Origin of the sequence: Sphingomonas metalli (genome assembly GCF_014641735.1) — a bacterium.
Lineage (GTDB): Bacteria > Pseudomonadota > Alphaproteobacteria > Sphingomonadales > Sphingomonadaceae > Sphingomonas > Sphingomonas metalli.
In genome coordinates this window covers 86,432-105,283 of record NZ_BMIH01000004.1, presented here as the reverse complement: position 1 = coordinate 105,283, position 18,852 = coordinate 86,432, and the positions used below count along the sequence as shown (strand labels likewise).

General features: G+C 67.2%; 19 protein-coding genes. 8 read left to right on the top strand and 11 right to left on the bottom strand.

Features of this window, described 5'->3' with window-relative positions; translation table 11 throughout:
* The first annotated feature begins 22 nt into the window (after positions 1-22).
* Together IEX18_RS14810 and IEX18_RS14805 are read left to right on the top strand one after the other, a co-directional pair.
* Positions 23-2,263: a beta-glucosidase gene (locus IEX18_RS14810; RefSeq protein WP_444544614.1), complete on the top strand. Its 2,241-nt coding sequence runs from the start codon at positions 23-25 to the stop codon at positions 2,261-2,263.
* A gap of 211 nt (positions 2,264-2,474) precedes the next feature.
* Positions 2,475-2,684: a hypothetical protein gene (locus IEX18_RS14805; protein WP_188659532.1), complete on the top strand. Its 210-nt coding sequence runs from the start codon at positions 2,475-2,477 to the stop codon at positions 2,682-2,684.
* A 111-nt stretch (positions 2,685-2,795) separates the two neighbouring features.
* On the opposite strand, the gene IEX18_RS14800 is transcribed toward IEX18_RS14805, so the two are convergent.
* The 6 genes from IEX18_RS14800 to IEX18_RS14775 form a co-directional block, all read right to left on the bottom strand.
* A complete protein-coding gene (locus IEX18_RS14800) occupies positions 2,796-4,385 on the bottom strand; it encodes a M28 family peptidase (RefSeq protein ID WP_188659531.1) in 1,590 nt (529 codons plus the stop codon).
* Between the two features lie 38 nt (positions 4,386-4,423).
* Positions 4,424-5,623: a chromate efflux transporter gene (gene chrA / locus IEX18_RS14795; RefSeq protein ID WP_188659530.1), complete on the bottom strand. Its 1,200-nt coding sequence runs from the start codon at positions 5,621-5,623 to the stop codon at positions 4,424-4,426.
* A 269-nt stretch (positions 5,624-5,892) separates the two neighbouring features.
* Entirely contained in the window at positions 5,893-7,428 is a 1,536-nt protein-coding gene (locus IEX18_RS14790; protein ID WP_125945980.1) for an argonaute/piwi family protein, read from the bottom strand.
* On the bottom strand, positions 7,425-8,819 hold the full coding sequence (locus IEX18_RS14785) for a toll/interleukin-1 receptor domain-containing protein (RefSeq protein ID WP_093068110.1): 1,395 nt from the start codon (positions 8,817-8,819) through the stop codon (positions 7,425-7,427). Before IEX18_RS14785 ends, IEX18_RS14790 begins: the two co-directional genes overlap by 4 nt.
* 48 nt (positions 8,820-8,867) lie before the next feature.
* Complete coding sequence (locus tag IEX18_RS14780; RefSeq protein WP_188659529.1) at positions 8,868-9,266, bottom strand: type II toxin-antitoxin system VapC family toxin; 399 nt, start codon at positions 9,264-9,266, stop codon at positions 8,868-8,870.
* The gene (locus IEX18_RS14775) at positions 9,259-9,507 is read right to left on the bottom strand and encodes an AbrB/MazE/SpoVT family DNA-binding domain-containing protein (RefSeq protein ID WP_018251286.1); all 249 of its coding nucleotides are present in this window, start codon (positions 9,505-9,507) and stop codon (positions 9,259-9,261) included. Before IEX18_RS14775 ends, IEX18_RS14780 begins: the two co-directional genes overlap by 8 nt.
* Before the next feature lie 238 nt (positions 9,508-9,745).
* On the opposite strand from IEX18_RS14775, the gene IEX18_RS14770 reads away from it, so the two are divergent.
* From IEX18_RS14770 to IEX18_RS14760, 3 genes are all read left to right on the top strand, one after another.
* Positions 9,746-10,303 (top strand): helix-turn-helix domain-containing protein, encoded by a 558-nt coding sequence (locus tag IEX18_RS14770; RefSeq protein WP_188659528.1) that lies wholly within the window; start codon positions 9,746-9,748, stop codon positions 10,301-10,303.
* 219 nt (positions 10,304-10,522) lie between these two features.
* Positions 10,523-11,305 (top strand): transporter, encoded by a 783-nt coding sequence (locus tag IEX18_RS14765; RefSeq protein ID WP_188659527.1) that lies wholly within the window; start codon positions 10,523-10,525, stop codon positions 11,303-11,305.
* A 280-nt stretch (positions 11,306-11,585) separates the two neighbouring features.
* Positions 11,586-12,626 (top strand): retropepsin-like aspartic protease, encoded by a 1,041-nt coding sequence (locus tag IEX18_RS14760; protein WP_444544613.1) that lies wholly within the window; start codon positions 11,586-11,588, stop codon positions 12,624-12,626.
* Here IEX18_RS14760 and IEX18_RS14755 read toward each other — a convergent pair.
* Entirely contained in the window at positions 12,623-13,042 is a 420-nt protein-coding gene (locus IEX18_RS14755; RefSeq protein WP_505988941.1) for a MerR family transcriptional regulator, read from the bottom strand. The genes IEX18_RS14760 and IEX18_RS14755 overlap by 4 nt on opposite strands.
* Before the next feature lie 76 nt (positions 13,043-13,118).
* On the opposite strand from IEX18_RS14755, the gene IEX18_RS14750 reads away from it, so the two are divergent.
* Positions 13,119-13,745 carry a cation efflux transmembrane domain-containing protein gene (locus tag IEX18_RS14750; protein WP_188659526.1) on the top strand — a complete coding sequence of 209 codons (627 nt, stop codon included), beginning with the start codon at positions 13,119-13,121 and terminating at the stop codon, positions 13,743-13,745.
* The gene (locus tag IEX18_RS14745) at positions 13,745-15,673 is read left to right on the top strand and encodes an FTR1 family protein (RefSeq protein ID WP_188659525.1); all 1,929 of its coding nucleotides are present in this window, start codon (positions 13,745-13,747) and stop codon (positions 15,671-15,673) included. Before IEX18_RS14750 ends, IEX18_RS14745 begins: the two co-directional genes overlap by 1 nt.
* A gap of 7 nt (positions 15,674-15,680) precedes the next feature.
* On the opposite strand, the gene IEX18_RS14740 is transcribed toward IEX18_RS14745, so the two are convergent.
* Positions 15,681-16,088: a MerR family DNA-binding protein gene (locus IEX18_RS14740; RefSeq protein WP_188659524.1), complete on the bottom strand. Its 408-nt coding sequence runs from the start codon at positions 16,086-16,088 to the stop codon at positions 15,681-15,683.
* A 62-nt stretch (positions 16,089-16,150) separates the two neighbouring features.
* Here IEX18_RS14740 and IEX18_RS14735 point away from each other — a divergent pair, with 62 nt between their 5' ends.
* On the top strand, positions 16,151-16,918 hold the full coding sequence (locus tag IEX18_RS14735; protein WP_188659523.1) for a MauE/DoxX family redox-associated membrane protein: 768 nt from the start codon (positions 16,151-16,153) through the stop codon (positions 16,916-16,918).
* Positions 16,919-17,209: 291 nt separating this feature from the next.
* On the opposite strand, the gene IEX18_RS14730 is transcribed toward IEX18_RS14735, so the two are convergent.
* The 3 genes from IEX18_RS14730 to IEX18_RS14720 all read right to left on the bottom strand — a co-directional run bounded on the left by IEX18_RS14730 (position 17,210) and on the right by IEX18_RS14720 (position 18,748).
* On the bottom strand, positions 17,210-17,884 hold the full coding sequence (locus IEX18_RS14730; protein WP_188659522.1) for a class I SAM-dependent methyltransferase: 675 nt from the start codon (positions 17,882-17,884) through the stop codon (positions 17,210-17,212).
* A gap of 16 nt (positions 17,885-17,900) precedes the next feature.
* Positions 17,901-18,350: a DUF411 domain-containing protein gene (locus IEX18_RS14725; RefSeq protein WP_229664614.1), complete on the bottom strand. Its 450-nt coding sequence runs from the start codon at positions 18,348-18,350 to the stop codon at positions 17,901-17,903.
* A 77-nt stretch (positions 18,351-18,427) separates the two neighbouring features.
* Positions 18,428-18,748 (bottom strand): DUF305 domain-containing protein, encoded by a 321-nt coding sequence (locus IEX18_RS14720; protein WP_188660044.1) that lies wholly within the window; start codon positions 18,746-18,748, stop codon positions 18,428-18,430.
* Between the last annotated feature and the right edge of the window lie 104 nt (positions 18,749-18,852).

The window sequence follows — 18,852 nt, the reverse complement described above, 5'->3', positions numbered from 1 at the left end:
AACGACAAGCGGGAGAGCGATGATGGGGCATGGGGTGCAGGCGGCGGCATGGGCCGCGCTGATGGTTGCGGGCAGCGGCGCGGCGGCGCTGGCGCAGGCGCCGTCTCCGGCATCAGGGGCCGCGACCGCCGGGCGGCCGTGGATGCAGGCGGGGCTCGACCCCGACCGACGCGCGGCGCTGGTCATGGCGCAGATGACGCAGGCCGAGAAACTGTCGCTTGTTCAGGGCGCCTTCGCCTCCGACTTCCCGCCGCGCCAGTATCGCGCGCCGGCCGAGGGGCGGGCGGGATCGGCCGGCTATGTCCCCGGCATTGCGCGGCTGGGCATCCCGGCGCAGTGGCAGACCGATGCCGGGATCGGCGTCGCCACCCAGGGCGGCGCCGAGCGCAAGCGCGGGCGTACGGCGCTGCCGTCGAACCTCGCCATCGCGGCGAGCTGGGACACGGCGCTGGCGCAGGCGGGCGGCACGATGATCGGGGCGGAGGCGCGTGCCTCCGGCTTCAACGTGATGCTGGCGGGCGGCGTCAACCTGGCGCGCGAGCCGCGCAACGGCCGCAACTTCGAATATGGCGGCGAGGATCCGCTGCTCGCCGGCACGATGGTGGCGGCGCAGATCGCCGGCATCCAGTCGAACCATATCGTCTCGACGATCAAACATTATGCGATCAACGACCAGGAGACCGACCGCAACGCCGCCAATGCGGTGATCGACCCGGCGGCGGCGCGCATGTCGGACCTGCTCGCCTTCCAGTTCGCGATCGAGCGCGCCGATCCGGGATCGGTGATGTGCGCGTACAACCGCGTCAACGGCCCCTTCGCCTGCGAGAGCCCGTGGCTGCTCGGCGAGGTGCTGCGCCGCGACTGGGCCTGGCCGGGCTATGTCATGTCCGACTGGGGCGCGACCCACTCCACGGCGCCGGCTATCCGCGCCGGGCTGGACCAGCAATCGGGCTATCCCTTCGACGAGCGCTCCTATTACGGCGCGGACCTGAAGGCGGCGCTGGCGGACGGTACGGTCCAGCCGGCCGAGCTCGACCGGATGGTAGCGCGCATCCTGCGCACGATGTTCGCCAAGGGGCTGGTCGACCATCCGGTCACCGACGCGCCGCTCGACCTGCCCGAGGCGATGATGGCGGACCATGCCGCCGTCACCCGCCGCGCCGCCGAGGGATCGATGGTGCTGCTGCGCAACGAGGGCGCGATCCTGCCGCTGTCGCCGCGCACCCGCTCGATCGTGGTGATCGGCGGCCATGCCGACAAGGGCGTGCTGGCGGGCGGCGGATCGTCACTGGTCTATCCGCGCGGCGGCAATGCCGTGCCGGGGCTGGAGCCGACGATCTGGCCGGGGCCGGTGATGTACTATCCCTCCGCGCCGCTGGCGGCGATCCGCGCGCAGGCGCCGCAGGCGCAGGTGACCTTCGTCGACGGACGCGATCGCGCCGCGGCCGCCGCCGCCGCCAAGACGGCCGAGGTGGCGATCGTCTTCGCGACTCAATGGGCGGGCGAGGCGTTCGACGTACCGCTGGCGCTGCCCGACGACCAGGACGCGCTGATCGCCGCGGTGGCGGGCGCCAATCGACGCACGGTGGTGGTGCTGGAGACCGGCGGCGCGGTGCTGACGCCGTGGCGCGACCGGGTGGCGGGGATCGTGGCGAGCTGGTTCCCGGGGACCGAGGGCGGCAGCGCCATCGCCAACGTCCTGTTCGGCCGGGTCAATCCCTCGGGCCGCTTGCCGATCAGCTTCCCCGACACGCTCCAGCAGCTGCCCCATCCCGGCATGCCCCAGCCCAAGGAGGTGCGCTATACCGAGGGCGCGACGGTGGGTTACAAATGGTTCGACCGGCAGCGGCAGACGCCCGCCTATGCCTTCGGCCACGGCCTGTCCTATACCAGCTTCGCCTATGACGGGCTGCGCGCCGCGGCGGAGGGCGACGGCATCCGCGCGACGCTGACCGTGCGCAACACCGGCGGGCGCGCGGGCGCGACGGTGGCGCAGGTCTATGTCGCGGGAGACGGCTGGGAGGGGCCGAAGCGGCTGGGCGGCTTCGCGCGGCTCGACCTCCAGCCGGGCGCGAGCGGGCAGGCGACGGTGCTGATCGACCCGCGGCTGCTCGCGACCTTCGACGAGGCGCGGCGGGTGTGGCGGATCAGCGGCGGCACCTATCGGGTGATGGCGGGCGGCGCATCGGATCGCCTGTCGGCACCGGTCGCGGTGGCGGTGGCCGCCCGCGAGCTGCCGGCGGGGTGGCGACCGGGGCGGTAGGCCCCGGCGGCGCGTCGGGCCGGCATGGGCCCACCGCCCGGCTTTCGCCTCAGCGCTGTCGAAGAGCCGGGGACTCGCCCCTGACAGGTCAGGTGCGGGACGGAGGTCGGGCCGTCCGGCCGCCTCTGGCATGGCGGGGGCATGACGGCTTATTCACGGAACGGCGACGCGGCCTTCGCCATTCTCCTGTCTCTCTATCAAGGAGGATGGGATGATCCGTTCGGTATCGTTGCTCGCGGCGTCGGTGATGCTGGTGGCGGGCGCGCCGGTCCTGGCCAAGGGCTGTCTCCGGGGCGCGGCGGCCGGCGCGGTGGGCGGGCATTTCGTCGGCAAGGGCCATGCGATAATGGGCGCGGCGGCCGGCTGCGCGGTGGCGCACCATCACTATGCCAAGCAGGCGAAGAGGATGCGGGCGCGGTGAGGGGCTGAGTATCGCGAAAGCTGTCATCCCGGCGCAGGCCGGGATCTTTGGCGAGGGTTACGCCAATCGCCAAAGGCCCCAGCCTGCGCTGGGGCGACGGGGATGTCCCGGCTACCGCACCCCGGCCCCGAACACGTCGCCCGGGTTCCAGTGCGGCCGGCGGTCCGCATCGGCGATGCGGCGGAGGATGGCGGCGTTGAGGCGGGCGAAAAGCGGGGCGGCGGTCCATTCGACCGGATGGGCGAGGTCGTCCTCGGGCGTGTGGTAGCGGGTGCGCGCGAAGTCGCGCTGGACCGTGTCCGAGCCGCCGGCGGGCCCCGCCTTGAGCGAGACGGCGGGGATGCCGTGGATCGCGAAGCTATACTGGTCCGATCGGGCGAAGCGGCCCTGTTCGGGTTCCCAGTCCGGCGCGACCGTCAGCCCGACATCGGCCGCCGCGGCGGCAACGATCGGGCCGAGCGACGACCGGTCGCCGCCATGGGCGACGACGTCGCGCAGCGGCGCGAGCAGCACCGGCATGTCGAGGTTGAGGTCGGCGACGATCGCCCCCCGCGGCACCGGCGGGCGGGTGGCGAAATAGTCGCTGCCGAGCAGCCCCTTCTCCTCGCCGGTCAGCGCCACGAACAGGATCGGGCGGCGCGGGCGGATGCGCTCCGCCTGGAAGCGACGGGCGACGTCGAGCATCAGCGCGACGCCGATCGCATTGTCCTGCACGCCATGCGCGACGTGCGTCGCCCCGTCCGCACCGGTGACCATGCCGAGATGGTCGAGATGCGCGCTCATCACGACATATTCGCCCGCCAGCGCGGGGTCGCTGCCCGGCAGCAGGCCGACGACATTGGCGCTGGGCCGCTTCTCGACCCGCGCGGCCGCGGCGAAGCGGAGGGTGCCGGGCAGCGGGCCGCGCGGGATGGCGGTGCCGGCATGCTCGGCCGCGAGGACGGCGGGCAGCGACAGGGCGGAACCGGCGAAGAGCTTCTCCGCCCCGGCATAGCTGAGCGTGCCGAGCGCGGGCGCGCCCTCGTCGCGCGGGGTGCCCCCCGGGGTGAGCCACGTCATGCGCCGCGCCGACGCCTGTTGCGCGGCATAGGCGGCGAAGCCGGCGGGATCGGCGAGCGCGGGGGCGGCGAGAAACAGCACGCCCTTCGCTCCGCGCGCCGCGGCGAGGCGCGCGCGCTGGCGCGGATTGCCGAGATGCGCGGCGACGGCGGGCGGCACGTCGTCGGGGCGGGACTGGAGCAGGACGACGATCGCGCCCTTCACGTCCAGCCCGGCGAAATCGTCGCGGCCGCGGGTCGGATCGACCACGCCGAGGCCCGCGAAGACGATCCGCCCGTCGAGCGCGGTGCGGCGGCGGCCGGGCGGCGGCACCGCGACGACGTCCGTCCCTTGGGCGAGGGCGGTGGAGCTGCCGTTCCGGGTCAGGACGAGCGTGGGCGGGGCGGTGGCGACGGTGAGGGCGAGCGGCACGGGCTGGAGCCATTGGCCGCGGCCTGCGCCGGGCCGGAGCCCCGCCGCGGCCATGCGGGCGACGACATAGCGGGCGGCGGCATCGAAATCGGGGGTGCCCGCTTCCCGCCCGCGCAGATCGTCGGCGGCGAGCCGGGCGACGTCGGCGTGGATCGCCTCCGCCTCGGGCGGTACGGTCTGCGCGGCGAGCGGGGCGGCGAGCAGCAGGGAAAGCCAGAGGAGGCGACGCATGGGTAAAGATAGATCAGCTGCGCCGCCGCCCCGCAAGGTCAAAGCGGAAGGACCGCTCCCGCCGCCGCGCCGGCGGCGAGGACGAGCGGGGTGAGCCACGGCTTCTTCCACCGCCATACGGCAATGAGGGCGGCGGCGAAGAGGAGGATGGCGACCGGCGGCGCGGTGACGCGGACGGCGGCGGCCGCGCCGAGCTGGACGAAGGTGGCGGCGATGATCCCGACCACCGCCGCGGCGACGCCCGAGAGGATCCGGGTGAGCGCGGGGTGCGCGACGATCGCCTCGAGCCGCTCGAAGAAGAGGAGGGAGAAGGCGAAGGCGGGAAGGAACATGCCCGCGGTGATCGCCAGCGCGCCGGGCAGGCCGCCCGCGACATAGCCGGCGAAGGTCGCGAAGATGACCAGCGGCGCGGGCAACACCCCCGCCAGCGCCACCCCGTCGAGGAAGCTGGCGTCGGAGAGCCAGCCGCGCCCCACCGTGTCGGCGCGGACATAGGGAATGGCGGTATAGGCGCCGCCGAAGGTGAGCAGGCCGCCCTTCAGCCCCGCGGCGAACAGCGCCGGCACCGTCGCCGGGCCGGCGAGCGCGGCCGCCGGTGCGGCCGTGGCGAACCGGGTGGCGAGCGCGACGGCGAGTGCGAGCAGGCCGGCGACGAGGAGCAGCAATCCGTTACGCCGCCCGGCGAGCGCGTGGATCGCGCCGCCCGCGGCGAGCGGCAGCCAGAAGGGCAGGTTCACGAGCGTCGCGGCGGCGGCGAGGAGGGCGATCAGCCAGGTCAGCCGGTCTTCGAGGATATGCTCGCCGATCCGCACGACGGCGCGCAGGATCACCGCGAGGACGACGATCTGGATGCCGAGCAGCGGCCCCGCCCAGCCGAGATGGCCGGCGACGAAGGCGGTATAGCCCGCCGCCGCCGCCAGCATCAGGACGAAGCCAGGCAGCATGAAGCCGAGTCCGGCGAGCAGCCCGCCGACCCGCCCGCGCGCGACGATGCCGAGATGGACACACAGTTCGTGCGCCTCCGGCCCCGGCAGGATCTGGAGCATGGCGAGCAGGCGGTTGAAGTGCGGCGGATCGATCCAGCGCTCCTCCTCGACCAGCGCGCGGCGGATCATCGCGATCTGCGCGACGGGGCCGCCAAAGGCCTGGCAGCCGAAGCCGAGGAACTTGAGGAACAGCGCGGGCAGGCTGATGGCGGGGGGACGGATGGCAGGGGGAAGGGCAACCGTCGAAATCATGTCCATATACGCTCCCGGGACCGGGCGGAAGCCGCACGGTCGGCGGAACGGATCTTGGACGGCGACGCGCTCCGTCTGACCGGGCGTCCGTGCAGGCCCGGTGCGCGGGATCTTTCCAAAGCCAGGACGGTGTAGGTTTTCCTGAAATGGTGGACGGCATCTGCCCAGCGGCACGCACCCAAAACAGCGGATTTGTACCTAAATTGGTGGACGTCAGCGTCTTCGCCTTAGGATCGAACTCCCATCTGCCTCAGTCGGCGCTCATGGGATCAGATGTAGTGCCGGAACGGCAGCGGCGGTGCGGTAACGGTATGTGGCGACGCCATCAGGATCTCACCTACCCGATCGGCGAACTTGAGCGTCACGGGCAGGGCGCTCGCGAAATCGCAGGCGTTATAGTTGACCTTGGTGAGCGCAAGGATGTCACCGAGCACCTCTACGATGTCCCCTTCGCCATGCGTCACGTCGACGGTGAGCGGCTTGGGGGTCTCGAACCCTTGATACCCTGCCAGCCGAGGCACGAACCCCCGCGCCCAAAGGTAACCTGACCAGTCACCCACGGTGAGGGCCGTGCCGCGGAGGACGGGTGTCGACGCAGAGGGACGGAACAGCCGAACATCATCGAGCTGCTTGATCCTGACTCCTACCAGCTGTGTTTCGGTGGGCACTGCGCTGCAAAAGCCGTCCCACTCATCGTTGGAAAAGCGGTGACGCCCATGAATGAACAGCTGGTTCGGTGGCTTGCCGTGCTTGAGCTTATAGCCCTCGACCACGGAGGTCATCAAATTCGCCGCCGCGCTCCTCGAGAGGTGATATTCCTTGCGCTCGTCGGAGTACCAGGGGCCGAGGGCGCCGCGAAAGACGAGGCCGTCGCCTGAGTTGAGGAACATCTGCGCGGCGCAACAGGCCTCGCCCGTTGCCGCAGGCGTGTCGTCGTTCTTAAACACCAGTCCGACGTAGCAAACGCCAGGACGGACATGAGCCAACGCCCACGGCTTGGCGTCCATCTTGAAGTAGAGCGTGGTGCAGAAGTTCCAGGCAACCGTGGCCTCGTCCTGGAGGCCGCGCCGGCGGTCGTTGGCAATGTTGAGGTTGCGGTCGACCAACGTGCTCTCGAGAATCAGCTGCAGGACGACGCCGTCCTGCAGCAACTCGGCTTTCAGCTGATGGTGGAAATTGCTTGAGAACAGGTAGGTCTCGGCATCCCGCACCGTGTCGGGGAACAGGTCGCCGCCCATCTGGAAGAAGCGTTTGGCGTCCTTGAAGCTCGTGATGTCGGAGGGGGTGCGCTCGTCCTTGGGCGGTGGTGCGACCTGGGGGCGTCCATAGCGATAGACGACGTCCGGAACGACAACGAGCCAGACGTCGGGACGGCGCTCCTCGGCGCGGATGTGCGCGCGGATCGCGTCGGCGAACAGCAGCACCGTGGAACGAACCGCGTCGGCGCGATTGTTCTTTTTGATGCAATGATCGATGTCGCCGCTCTTGACCGCTAGCTCGACCATGCCGCGGGTCGGCAGCGCGATGCCGAAGCAGGCCTCGAAGCCTGGCCATGCGGGTGCCCATAGGACGGGCTTGCCCTTTGCATCGACCTTACCGGGAATATGCAGGCTGATCCGCTCTAACCAGCGGCGGGATAGGCCGACGCCGCTCTCCGTCCCGATGACGCCCAAGCGGACCTGGGAGCGGCCATCTGGACCTTCGAGCGGCCCGAAGAGGAAGAGCCCATCTTTTGGCGCTTCCATCTGCTGCCCGTGACCGAACTCGAGCAAAGGCTCGGCGATGCGGTGCGTGAGGATGCTCATGCGTCGGCCTCCTCCGGTATCCCATCCCGGTCGAAGGCCGTTTCGAAGTCCTCTGACAGAGTTATCTGGCCTCCCTCGTCTTCCTCGGCTCGGCGGTCTTCTTCCGCGGCGAAGCTGACCGGAAAGTCGAAGCTCATTGGTAGGCTAGCGACCGCGAGGCGCTCACCGGACGCGGCAATATCTAAGGTCGCATCACCTTCGGCAAGCCAGCCCATTGCGGCAAGCAGCATGTCGCGCCATTTGTCGTTGAACCAAGACCGCGTGAGGCGCAACCGGATGCGCTGCAGCTGTTCACCCGGGAGCGGGGTTCGGCCATTGGTCGTCACCGCAACATTGGCATGGACCCGGAAGAGAGCATCCGGCCAGAGCTTGGGTTGAGCGACAAGGCACAGATGCCAGCGCCGGTCCTTGAACTTGCCGCTCAGGACACGGTCGACCCGATGGCCGTCGCTCAGCGTCAGCTTCACCCTTCCGTCGATGAGTCCGTCGGGGAAGAAGCGGCCTCGGGCGCCCGAGGCGAAATCGACAGGAAGTAGCCCGAGACGATGCATGGCCAGGTCCCAATGCTGACGCATCAGGTTGACGGCGATCCGCCGCGCGTTGGAACGCTCACCGAAGTGGCGGCTATATGTACCGTCGATCACGCCGTTGAAGGGCAGGCTAGCGCGTGCCTTCAACGGCGGCGCGCCATTATCGAGACGCTCGATCGCATCGGGTCCGCAGAAGGCGATAGCGCCTCCCTCGTGAAGGACGTGGGGAACCTTGGTGAACTGGCTCCACGCTTCCAGCTGCGCAGTCGTTCCCTTCGCCTCCAGGATCCAGACGTCAGGCCTCGCCCGGAGTTCGAACCAGTTGCTGTAAAGCGTCTCGGAATTTAGCGTGACCAGCTTTCGACCGTCCTCTTGGGCAGCGACGATCATCGCAAGCTGCTCGGCGTCCGGATGCTCGACCTTCGGTACACGTGAGGTGTCGAGCGTCTCGAACAAGGGCTGAAGGCAGGCTGCCCAGTTAGGGAACGCATTGTGTGCGTTCTGGCGGAGGATCTCTGTGGGGAAATCGCCGAAGTCCACGGCGGCGATCCGGATTGGGACCATAAACTCCGGGTCGTTTAGCTTGCGACGCATGACGTCGCCGAGGGCGAGTTCCTTCTTTACGCCTTGCTTGCCGATGTGCTCGGACACGACGACGATCTGCTTGATCGCCTCGTGCCGCAGCACGTGCTCGATCTTGTCCCAGAAATCGTCGCCGCCCCGAAGCGCGCGAACGTCGACCCAGACCTTGTATCCGGCCGTGGTTAGGCGCCCGGCAAGCCACCGGGCGAAGCGATTGTCCTCAGGATTGGCGTGCGTGATCAGAATTGTGTCGCGCACCGGTGTCGGAGCGGTAGTCATGGGAGTCCCCGCCAGCAGAGTGCCGAACCTAAAAGCACGAATGTGCGACTACTCTGCCAAGGGGCGCACGTTGGTGATGGTGATGCCTACATCGGCGCTCGCAAGTGGCTCGTCCGTTGTAATCATCTCAGCTTGCAGGTCGATCGCCAAGGCAAGGCATGCCCGATCGCCGAGGGACAGACCGAGCGCCTTCGTCGCTGGCCGAAGGTCGCCTACTATGAGCGCCTGGGCAGGAGTGAGCGGCCGGACATCGAGATGCAGCCCGCCAAGTGCCTCACGTACCTCGTCGAGCGGCAATCCTCGGTCCCGTAGCTTGGAAACGACCTCCGCGAGGTTGGCTGTTCCGATGATGCTGCGGGTCAGGACGTCGATTATCCGATCCGCCCCGGGTTCATCGTTTAGAAGGCAGAGCAGGGCGGAGGCGTCGAGTACGACTTTGCTACTCACGCTCCGCCTCACGCCGACGCTCCGCGATCAGCTCGTCAGCCAAGCCGACGCCTTCGGGCACATACTTGCGCAGGATCGCGCGAGCACGCTCAAGTGCCTTAGGTACGGAACGTACCCGCAGCTCGCCATCGTCCACATCGACGAGGACGGTGTCACCCGTGGTGATCCCGAGCTCACGGCGCATTGCCGCCGGGATCACGAGCTTACCACCGTCCACGATCTTGACCCTCTGTGCTTCCATCTGCACCAAACCCGCTGATACAACCCGTCCAAGACCTTGTACCGGAGAGCAAAGTCGGACGCCAGCGTGAAGGCAGGGATTAATGCACGGCCGATCACCGAAATAGCGTTCATCGATAATGGGGCAGCTACTTAGACCCGGTCCGCTTAGCTAGGCTACGTAGGACCGGTAGTTGCCGTTCTGAGCCGATTGCTGCATGACTGGCTCACAAGGGTATACCTGAAGGAGCCACGCGGCAATGAACGTCATCAGGGAAGGGCGGGAAGTGACGGTCGCGCGTGTCTACCTGCGCGTCAGCACCGACGAACAGGACCTCGCAAGGCAGGAGGCCATCGTCACAGGCGCACGAGCAACCGGCTACTATGTTGCCTCGGTCTATCTCCCGCTCGCCGAAGCCGAACTGCTCGTGGCGACGATCCGGGCCAAGGGCGCGCGCCTGGCAGTCCCGGGCATCGTCGACCTGTCCGATCTCGTAACCGACAGCGGCGGAGTAGCGCGCATCGTGCTGGAGGCGGTGCAGGACATGCTGCTGCGAGTTGCGCTGCAGACGGCCCGGGACGATTATGAAACCCGGCGCGAGCGTCAACGCGAGGGTATAGAGATCGCCAAGCGGGCCGGGCGATATAACGGCCGCAAGCCGGATCTCGTGTTGCACCGGCGCATCATCGGCCTTCGTGAAACGGGAATGAGCATCGCGCGAACGGCTGAACTCGCCGGATGCAGTATCGCGCAGGTGAAGCGGGTCACGGCGTTTCACAGGGTGCGGGCCCCGTCTCCCGAAAATATAATCGAGTAGCCGGCAATTGGCCGCTTTCGGTCAGCATCTTCGCGACGAAGTTTTGACACTTGAGAACGCGAGGAGCCGCGTCGGGCTGCCGGCGTCCAACCGGCTGGTTGTGACACCGTTTGTAGGCAGCGCGAAGCTGATAATCGGCTTGTCGTGCTACGCTATAAAGCCAGAAAGGCACCTTATCGGAGCTCCTGCCTTATGCCGTGTGCTTCACTGAAAGCCTCGTTGACGTGGCTGGTGTTCGGTTGCCTGGCATCGCTATCGACTCCTGCGCTCGCGGGGCCTGACGATGATTATATCAATCCCGATCGGCCGGGGATCGCGGACGGCAGCACCACGGTCGGACGTGGGCACTTTCAGATCGAAACCGCATTCCAGCGGGAGTTTCGTCAAGGTGGCGACGATCGCACCACCTTAATCCCGACGCTGCTCCGCCATGGCTTTGCGGAAAAATGGGAGGTGCGGGTCGAGGGCAACGGCTATACCTGGGAGAAGCAGGTCGATCCCGTGCTAGGCACGACGCACTCGCATGGGTTGGCGCCCACATCGATCGGCCTGAAATACAACTTTGTCGATGCGGTGGGATCGAAGCAGCCTTCGGTGGGCGCGATCGTGCGTGTGTTCCCGCCCTCGGGTTCTGGCGACTTCCGAAACACGCGCGCCACCGGCGACTTCCGGATGGCGGCGGACTGGAACTTCGCGGACAAATGGTCGCTCAATCCAAACGTCGGCGTCGGTGTATATCAGGATGAGTTGCGACGCACTTACACAGCGGGGCTGTTCGCCGCGACGCTCAATTTCAATCCCAGCAAGGTCGTTAACTTTCTCGTCGATACGGGTGTCCAAACGCCCGAGGAAAAGAACGGCAAGACGTCGATGATCGTCGATACCGGGGGCGCCTTCATCATCGGGCACGATATTCAGCTCGATCTCAGCGTCGGAACGGGCGTGGCAGGATCGACACCGCCTCATCCCTTCGTTGCCGCCGGATTCTCAAAACGCTTCTGACGGTTTCATGTAGAGGGCTGCGAAGCCCTTGATCCTCTAGTGGCTAGAGCATGTATCGGATTCTCGCTCGCTAAGGCGAGAGGTGGGAGACGGCTCGTTGGCGACGGCTCGTGTTGAAGCGATCGATATTTCCCGGCGGTCCTTGTGTGGGCAGGTTCTGGCCGGCGGGGCAGGGCTCTTGATCGGCCCGCCTGCCTTCGCGGGTTCGGCTTCCGAGCGCTCGTGGAATTTCGGTTCGTCTCCGCTCGCATGGGAGCCGCTGGAGATCGGAACGGGCGGTATGCTCCTGGTCGCCGCGGACGTGGGCGGGGTGCCGGTGCGAGCGGTGCTCGACAGCGGCAGCGGGGCGTCGATCATGAGTCCGGCACTGGCGGCGAGGCTCGGCCTGACTGGCGAGCGCCGCATGATCAGCGGGCTGAGCGCTAAGGCTCCTGTGATGCTGGTGCGCGATATCAACGTGCTTCTCGCCCGTGAAACACGACGGTTGCCTTTCGCCGTCGTGGCTGACCTCGGCGCGATTTCAGCGGCCTTCGGTAGGCCGCTCGACATCCTGCTCGGCGCCGATGTGTTCAAGGGGAGCTGCATCGCGCTTGATTTCGGAGATAGGCGGTTGGCGGTCGCCAAGTCGGGGACATTTCTGGCCGGTTCCGACTGGAAGCGGGTCATGCTTGGGCGGGGAACGAAGCAGGAGCTATTCATTCGAGCCTCCGTTGCGGGCTTGGCTCCTGTTCCACTCATGATCGATCTGGGCAGTTCCGCGGCGCTGATGCTCTCGTCCGCCTACGTCCGCGATCAAGGTCTGCTGAAAGGCAAGGCCGTTTCGACTGCGGCGCTTGGCGGCGTCGATGGCGTCACGATTAACGACATCTTCACGGTCCCCGACATCAAGATCGAAGGATTGGGCGCTGCGAGCATCCCCACGCTGGGAATGAGGAACTGGCTCGGAACAAGCACGGTCGGCAACATCGGGTTGCCGCTCATCGCGCAATTCGACGTCGTGTTCGATGTGACGGCGGGATTCGTGTGGCTACGTCCGCTCGATCCTCGTCATCGTCTGCCCATGCTGAAGGATCGCAGCGGCCTCGGGGTCGCCACTTCCTCAACCGCGCTCACTGTGGTCCATGTCGCGGCGAACAGCCCCGCGGAGAAGAACGGCTGGGCGGTCGGGGAACGGATCGTCACAGTCAACGGTCATCCCATCGATGCGGATTATACCCATGGCACGCTGTGGCGATGGCGGTACGGCCTTCCGGGCACCCGCGTAGAGCTTGGGACCGATACGGGGTCCAAGCGCGACCTCACACTCGCCAACTATTTCTAGTTTGCCTGGGCGCGCATGCCACCGATGCCCTGAATGATCTTGCACTCGGCGGCGGTTGATCGGTTGCAGCTATGCGCGAATACCTTCAACTCGTCCCGGAGCGCCGCGAGCTGAGACAGTTTCTCTTCCACTTCCGCCAAATGCCGCGCAGCGATCACGGATGCTGCGGCGCAATCTCGAACCGGATTCTCCTGCAAGTCGATCAGGGAGCGGAGTTCGTCGATCGAGAAGCCTAGCCGTCTGCCATTGCGGATGAAATGAAGTCGCTCAACGTCGCTCCTATCGTACGTTCGCCTGCCTGAGTCCGTGCGAGGCGGCGCAGGCAGCAACCCGATCGACTCATAGAAGCGGATGGTCGTCACCTTTGTCGCAGTCGCGCGCGCAAGTTGGCCGATCATCACGGGCGCGGTCATCATTTTTGATCCTGCTAATGCGAACGAGTCGTAGATTTTGCTTGCTCCTACAGCAGCTAGAGGTTTTAGGGAAGTAGCCATGACGTCCAACGAAGCAAGCTGCGCCTGCACCGGCTCGCCGGCCCGCGCTCAACATGACCCCGCCTACCGCCATGCCCTGCTCATGGTCGTGGTGCTGAACCTCGGCTTTGGCGTCGCCGAGCTGATCGGCGGGTTCCTCGCCGATAGTCAGGCGTTGAAAGCCGACTCGCTCGATTTCCTCGGGGATGGGTCGATCAGCCTACTCGGCCTGCTCGCGCTCGCTTGGTCGGCGCGGGCGCGCGCGCGCGTGGCCCTGTCCCAAGGGCTGTTCCTTGGCGCACTCGGGGTCGGCGTGATCGGCTTCGCGATCTGGCGCGCGCTCAACGCGACCGCGCCCGATGCCGAGCTGATGGGCGCGATCGGCGTCGTCGCGCTCGCGATCAATGTCGGCTCGGCGCTGCTGCTCGCCCGCTTCCGGGAAGGCGACGCCAATGTCCGCGCGATCTGGCTGTTCAGCCGCAACGACGCGCTCGCCAACGTAGCCGTGATCGCCGCGGCCGGGCTGGTGGCGTGGACGGGAAAAGCTTGGCCGGACCTCGCCGTCGCCGGCGTGATCGCGCTGCTGTTCCTCCACTCCGCCTATGAAATCGTCACCGGCGCGCGGCGCGAGCTGGGGGAGCTGTGATGCGTGTGCTTCTGATCCGGCTCGCGGCCGTCCTCCTGGCGCTGTTCCCCGCCGCGGCGTTGGCCCAACCCGCCGACGTGCAAACGGCTTGGCGACTGCTCGACTACATGGCGGTGGATTACGGCGGCGCGGTCGAGGGTGGCCGGGTCAAGAGCGCGTCGGAATATGCCGAGATGAACGAGTTCGCCGCGTCCGTCGCGGCGCGGCTCCAGGCGCTGCCGCCAAAGCCGGAACGGCAAGCGCTCGTCCAGGGGGTCGCCAATCTCCAGGCGGTGATCGCCCGAAAGGGCTCGGCCGAACAGGTCGCGACGATCGCGCACGGGCTCGCGGTCGATCTGCTACGCGCCTTCCCGGTGCCGCTCGCGCCGGACAAGGCCCCGGACCTCGCTTCGGGCCAAGCCCTGTTCCGGCAAACCTGCTCGGCCTGCCACGGCATGACGGGCGACGGGCATGGCTCCGATGCCGCCAAACTCTCGACTCCGCCGATCGCGTTCACGGATCTAGGGCGCGCGCGTCAGCGCAGCGTGTTCGCGCTCTATCAGGTGGTGACGCAAGGACTCGACGGGACGGCGATGCAAAGCTTCGCCGATCTGCCGAACGATCAACGCTGGGCGGTCGCGTTCCGCGCCGGGGAGTTCGCGTTCACCGACGAACAGGCGCGCGATGGCGAGCGGCTGTGGAAGTCGGACCCCTCGCTGCGCCAGCGTATTCCGGATCTGAAAACCCTTGTCGGGCTCACCCCGGCCGCGCTCGCCGGCTCGATCGGCGACGCCAAGGCGAACGCAGTCATGGCCTATTTGCGCCGTCACCCGAAAGCGGTCGTGCAACAAGCGCCGGCCTCGCTCGCGGTCGCGCGCGCCAAGCTCGCCGCCAGCCTGGACGCGGCCCGGCGCGGCGACGCGCACGGCGCAAGGGAGCTGGCGCTGGCGGCCTATCTCGACGGGTTCGAGCCGGTCGAGCCGACGCTTACCGCGCGCGACGCGACGCTGATGAACCGGATCGAAGGTGCGATGGGCGAATATCGCGCCGCCGTCGATCGCGGCGCGTCGACCGACGATCTCGCCGAACGGGTGTCTGTGCTGGGCGGCCTGTTCGATGACGCGGAAGCCGCGCTCGCGCCCGATAGCGCCACGCAAGCCTCCACCTTCCTGGGCGCGTTCACGATCCTGCTGCGCGAAGGGCTCGAAGCCCTGCTCATCGTCGTCGCCATGATCGCGTTCCTCCGCAAAGCCGAGCGCGGCGAGGCGCTGCCCTATGTGCATGGCGGCTGGATCGGCGCGCTCGTCGCCGGCGCGCTCACCTGGGCGGTCGCCACCTATGCGATCGGGATCAGCGGTGCGAGCCGCGAACTAACGGAAGGGTTCGGGTCGCTGTTCGCCGCGATCGTGCTGCTCTCGGTCGGAATTTGGATGCACGGCAAGGCGCAGGCCGATCAGTGGCAACGCTACATCCGCGAGAAGATGGCGCGGGCTCTAGGCGGCGGGTCGGGCTGGTTCCTGTTCGGGCTCGCTTTCGTGGTGGTCTATCGGGAGGTTTTCGAGACGATCCTGTTCTACGCCGCCCTTTCGGCGCAAGGCGACAATGCGATGTTGCTCGCAGGGGCCGGGTCGGCGGTCGCGTTGCTCAGCGTGATCGCCTGGGCCATGCTCCGCTACAGCCGCAAGCTGCCGATCGCGCGGTTCTTCCGCTACAGCTCATGGCTGATGGCGGTGCTGACAGTGGTGCTCGCGGGCAAGGGCGTCGCCGCCCTCCAGGAAGCCGGCATCATCGACATCGCGCCGCTGGCGGACGTGCCGCGCCTGTCCATGTTGGGGCTGTTCCCCACTTGGCAATCGTTTTTGGCGCAGCTCCTCGTGGCTGTCGCCATCGCGATTGGGTTCGCTTGGAACCGGCGGAAGCAGAAGGCCGGTCTCCGGCGTGTTGCGTAAGGTCGCGTTACGATGCGTCGAACGCGGTTAGGATGGGGCAGGGGCCTTCTGAGCCCCATCCGCATTCGCGCGCGAGGCGACGCAGCGACGCGCGCACCCGCTCCAGCTCCTTAATCTTGACCTCCAGCGCAGCGACGCGCTCTTTGGCGAGCTGGCGTGCGCGGGCTCGATCGTCGGTCGCGTTCAGCGCTAGCAGTTCCCTAATCTGCTCCAGCGTGAACCCGGCCGCCTGCGCCGATCGGATGAAGCGCAGCCGTCGCACGTCTTCGGCGCCGTAGCGGCGAAAACCGCCGCTCGATCCCGATCCGCCCGGCCGCTCGGGTGTGGCGAGCAGCCTGCAACGCTGGTAGAACCGCACCGTCTCGACGCCCACGCCGCCTTCGCGCGCAAGCCCCGCGATCGTCATGCCCGCCATGCCTTGACTCCGGACTATGGTACAGACTCTATATAGGGTGGGTAAGCAGTTGGAGAAGCCACATGGCGACCACCGCGCCCAAGAAGGCGGTGCTTTACCGCATGGTGATGCCCGAGCACACCTGCCCCTACGGCCTGAAATCGAAATGGCAGCTCGAGCGACACGGCTATGAGGTCGAGGACCACTGGCTGCGCACGAAGGAGCAGACGGAAGCGTTCAAGACGAAGCATGACGTAAAGACCACGCCGCAGACCTTTATCGTCGGTGAGCGAGTCGGCGGTAACGACGACCTGACCCGCTTCTTCGGCGGCCATGTGCCCGCCAAGGACGAGACCAGCTACAAGCCGGTGATCGCGGTGTTCTCGATGACCGCGCTGATGGCGCTCGCCGTCAGCTACGCCGTGCTCGGGACACCCTTCACGATCCGAGCGGGCGAATGGTTCATCGCCTTCTCGATGTGCGTGCTCGCGCTGCTGAAGCTGCAGGATGTCGAGAAGTTCTCGACCATGTTCCTCAACTACGACCTCCTCGCCAAGCGCTGGGTGCCCTACGGCTATATATACCCCTTCGCGGAAGGGGGCGCGGGCGTGCTGATGATCGCGAGCGCGATGACCTGGCTGTCGGTCCCCGTGGCACTCGTCATCGGCACGATCGGAGCGGTGTCGGTGTTCAAGGCGGTTTACCTCGACAAGCGCGAGCTGAAGTGCGCGTGCGTCGGAGGCAGCAGCAACGTGCCCTTGGGCTTCATCTCGCTGACCGAGAACCTGATGATGGTGGCGATGGCGCTGTGGATGCTGTTCGCCCCGGCCGCGCTGTCGATGGCGCATTGAGAGCCTGTGTGAAAAGCCGGCGCCGGAATGATCGGTTGCAATATGAATTTCATTGCAGCGGTGTCGCGCGTTGTTTGCGAAACGTGGGCACCTGATTGGTGATCCTTTCTGAGGTGACGATTGCGGTCCCCCCAGGCGAAGGTCTTTCGTCTTAGTCCAGGTCAGGCCCGTGATGCGGAACGTGCGGTCGCGACGTTTCACGATGACGAGCCACCAGCCCGCGCGTGATGCCGGACTTGAAGCACCGATCGGGGACGGGGCGGGCAACCGCCGCCGTTTTCCTCGTCCCAGCTATGCCTTGCGAGCCGAGTAGAGCGAGATCGACCCGGCCGGCGTAGAAATCACCTCGTGCTCGACGACTTTCCGAAAGCCCGCCTCGGCGAACAGGCGGGGCAGCAAGCCATCGGCATTCGGTTGCGTGTTCGCGTAGCCGTCGAGCCGCTGCACCTGCCGGAACAGAAGGCGCATCATGCGGCTGCGCTGCTCGCCGTAATCGGCGACGAACAGCGCGCCGCTTGCGCGTAGCGTCCTGTGCATGGCGACGACGGTCGCGCGTTTCATCGGCATCGGGCATTGATGGAAAACGAGGCTCGACGTCGCCTTGTCGACCGGGCCGGTGCCGATCGCGGCCAGCTCGTCCCCCATCGCTTGCCGCGCTTCGATCGCGACGCCGGCTCGCTCGGCCTTGCCGCTCGCGATGGTCAGCACTGCCGGGTCTGGGTCGACGCCGATCACCCGCGCGTCCGCGCATCTTTGCTTCATCAGGATAGCGAAACTGCCGGTGCCGCACCCGACGTCCAGGATCGTCTCGCCGGCCGCGGGCGCGACAAGGTGCAAGAGCGCCGCTCGCCAGCGTCGCTCGCGGGTCAGTAGCGCAATCGCGCGGTCGTAAAGGCCGGTCAGCTCCGGGCGGCCGAGCGCCGGCACGAAGTCGCGCTCAAGGGCTGGCGACTGCCGCTCGCCCACGGCTCTCGCGCTCGCCTCACGCCCCGTGGTGGGCGTAGCGGCGTTGCCCGGCTGGACCGAACGCGATCACGTCGTAGGACTGAGATCGCGCGCCCGGAACTTCCATGCCCGGCGAGCCAAGCGGCATCCCGGCGACCGCCAGCCCGCGCATTCCGCGGGGGCGCTCTACCAAAGCGCGCTTCATGTCAGCGATCGGTACATGGCCCTCGAACGCCATGCCGTCGATAATGGCGGTGTGGCACGACGCGAGCGCGGCCGGTACGCCCACGCGGCGCTGGAGCGTCATTCGGTTCGCATCGTCGACGATGCGCACCTTGCGGCCGAACTGCTGGCGCACCTGCGCAGCCCATTTCTCGCAACAGCCGCAACCGGGGTCGCGGTGCATGGCGATGTCGGCCGCAGCCGACGCGATGCCTGGGAGGGCGATCAGGAGAACAGCAGCGAGTGCGCGGGCGCTGAGTGTCATGGGCGAAGCTCCGAAGGAGGAAGGCCCCGCCCTGCCGCGGGGAATGGGGGGGATCGGCAGGGCGGGGGCAGCGCGCCTTACTGCGCGCGCTTGCCGTGCTTGCGAAGCCACGCCTGAAGCTCCGCAATGTCTTTCTCCTGCTTCGAGATCGTCATCGCGGCCATGCGGCGCGTCTCGGCATCCTTCGCGTCGCGCTGCGCGATCCGGGCCATCGCAATCGCGCCGCGGTGGTGCTCGATCATCTTGCGGGTCCACATCTCGGCGGCGTCGCCCTGCTTCGCGGCCATCATCTTCTGATGCATGTCCATCTCGGCCTGACCGTAGGGATTGCCGGCCATCATGCCGGCCATGTCGCCGTGGTTCATGCCCTGCATCTTGCTGTGGTCCATGCCTTGCATCTGTCCCTGCGCCACAGCCGGCGCGGCAATGAGGGCGGTTCCAAAGAAAGCGGTCAACAGCTTGGTCACGTTTGTCTCCTTGCTTATGGATACGTGCGGGAGCG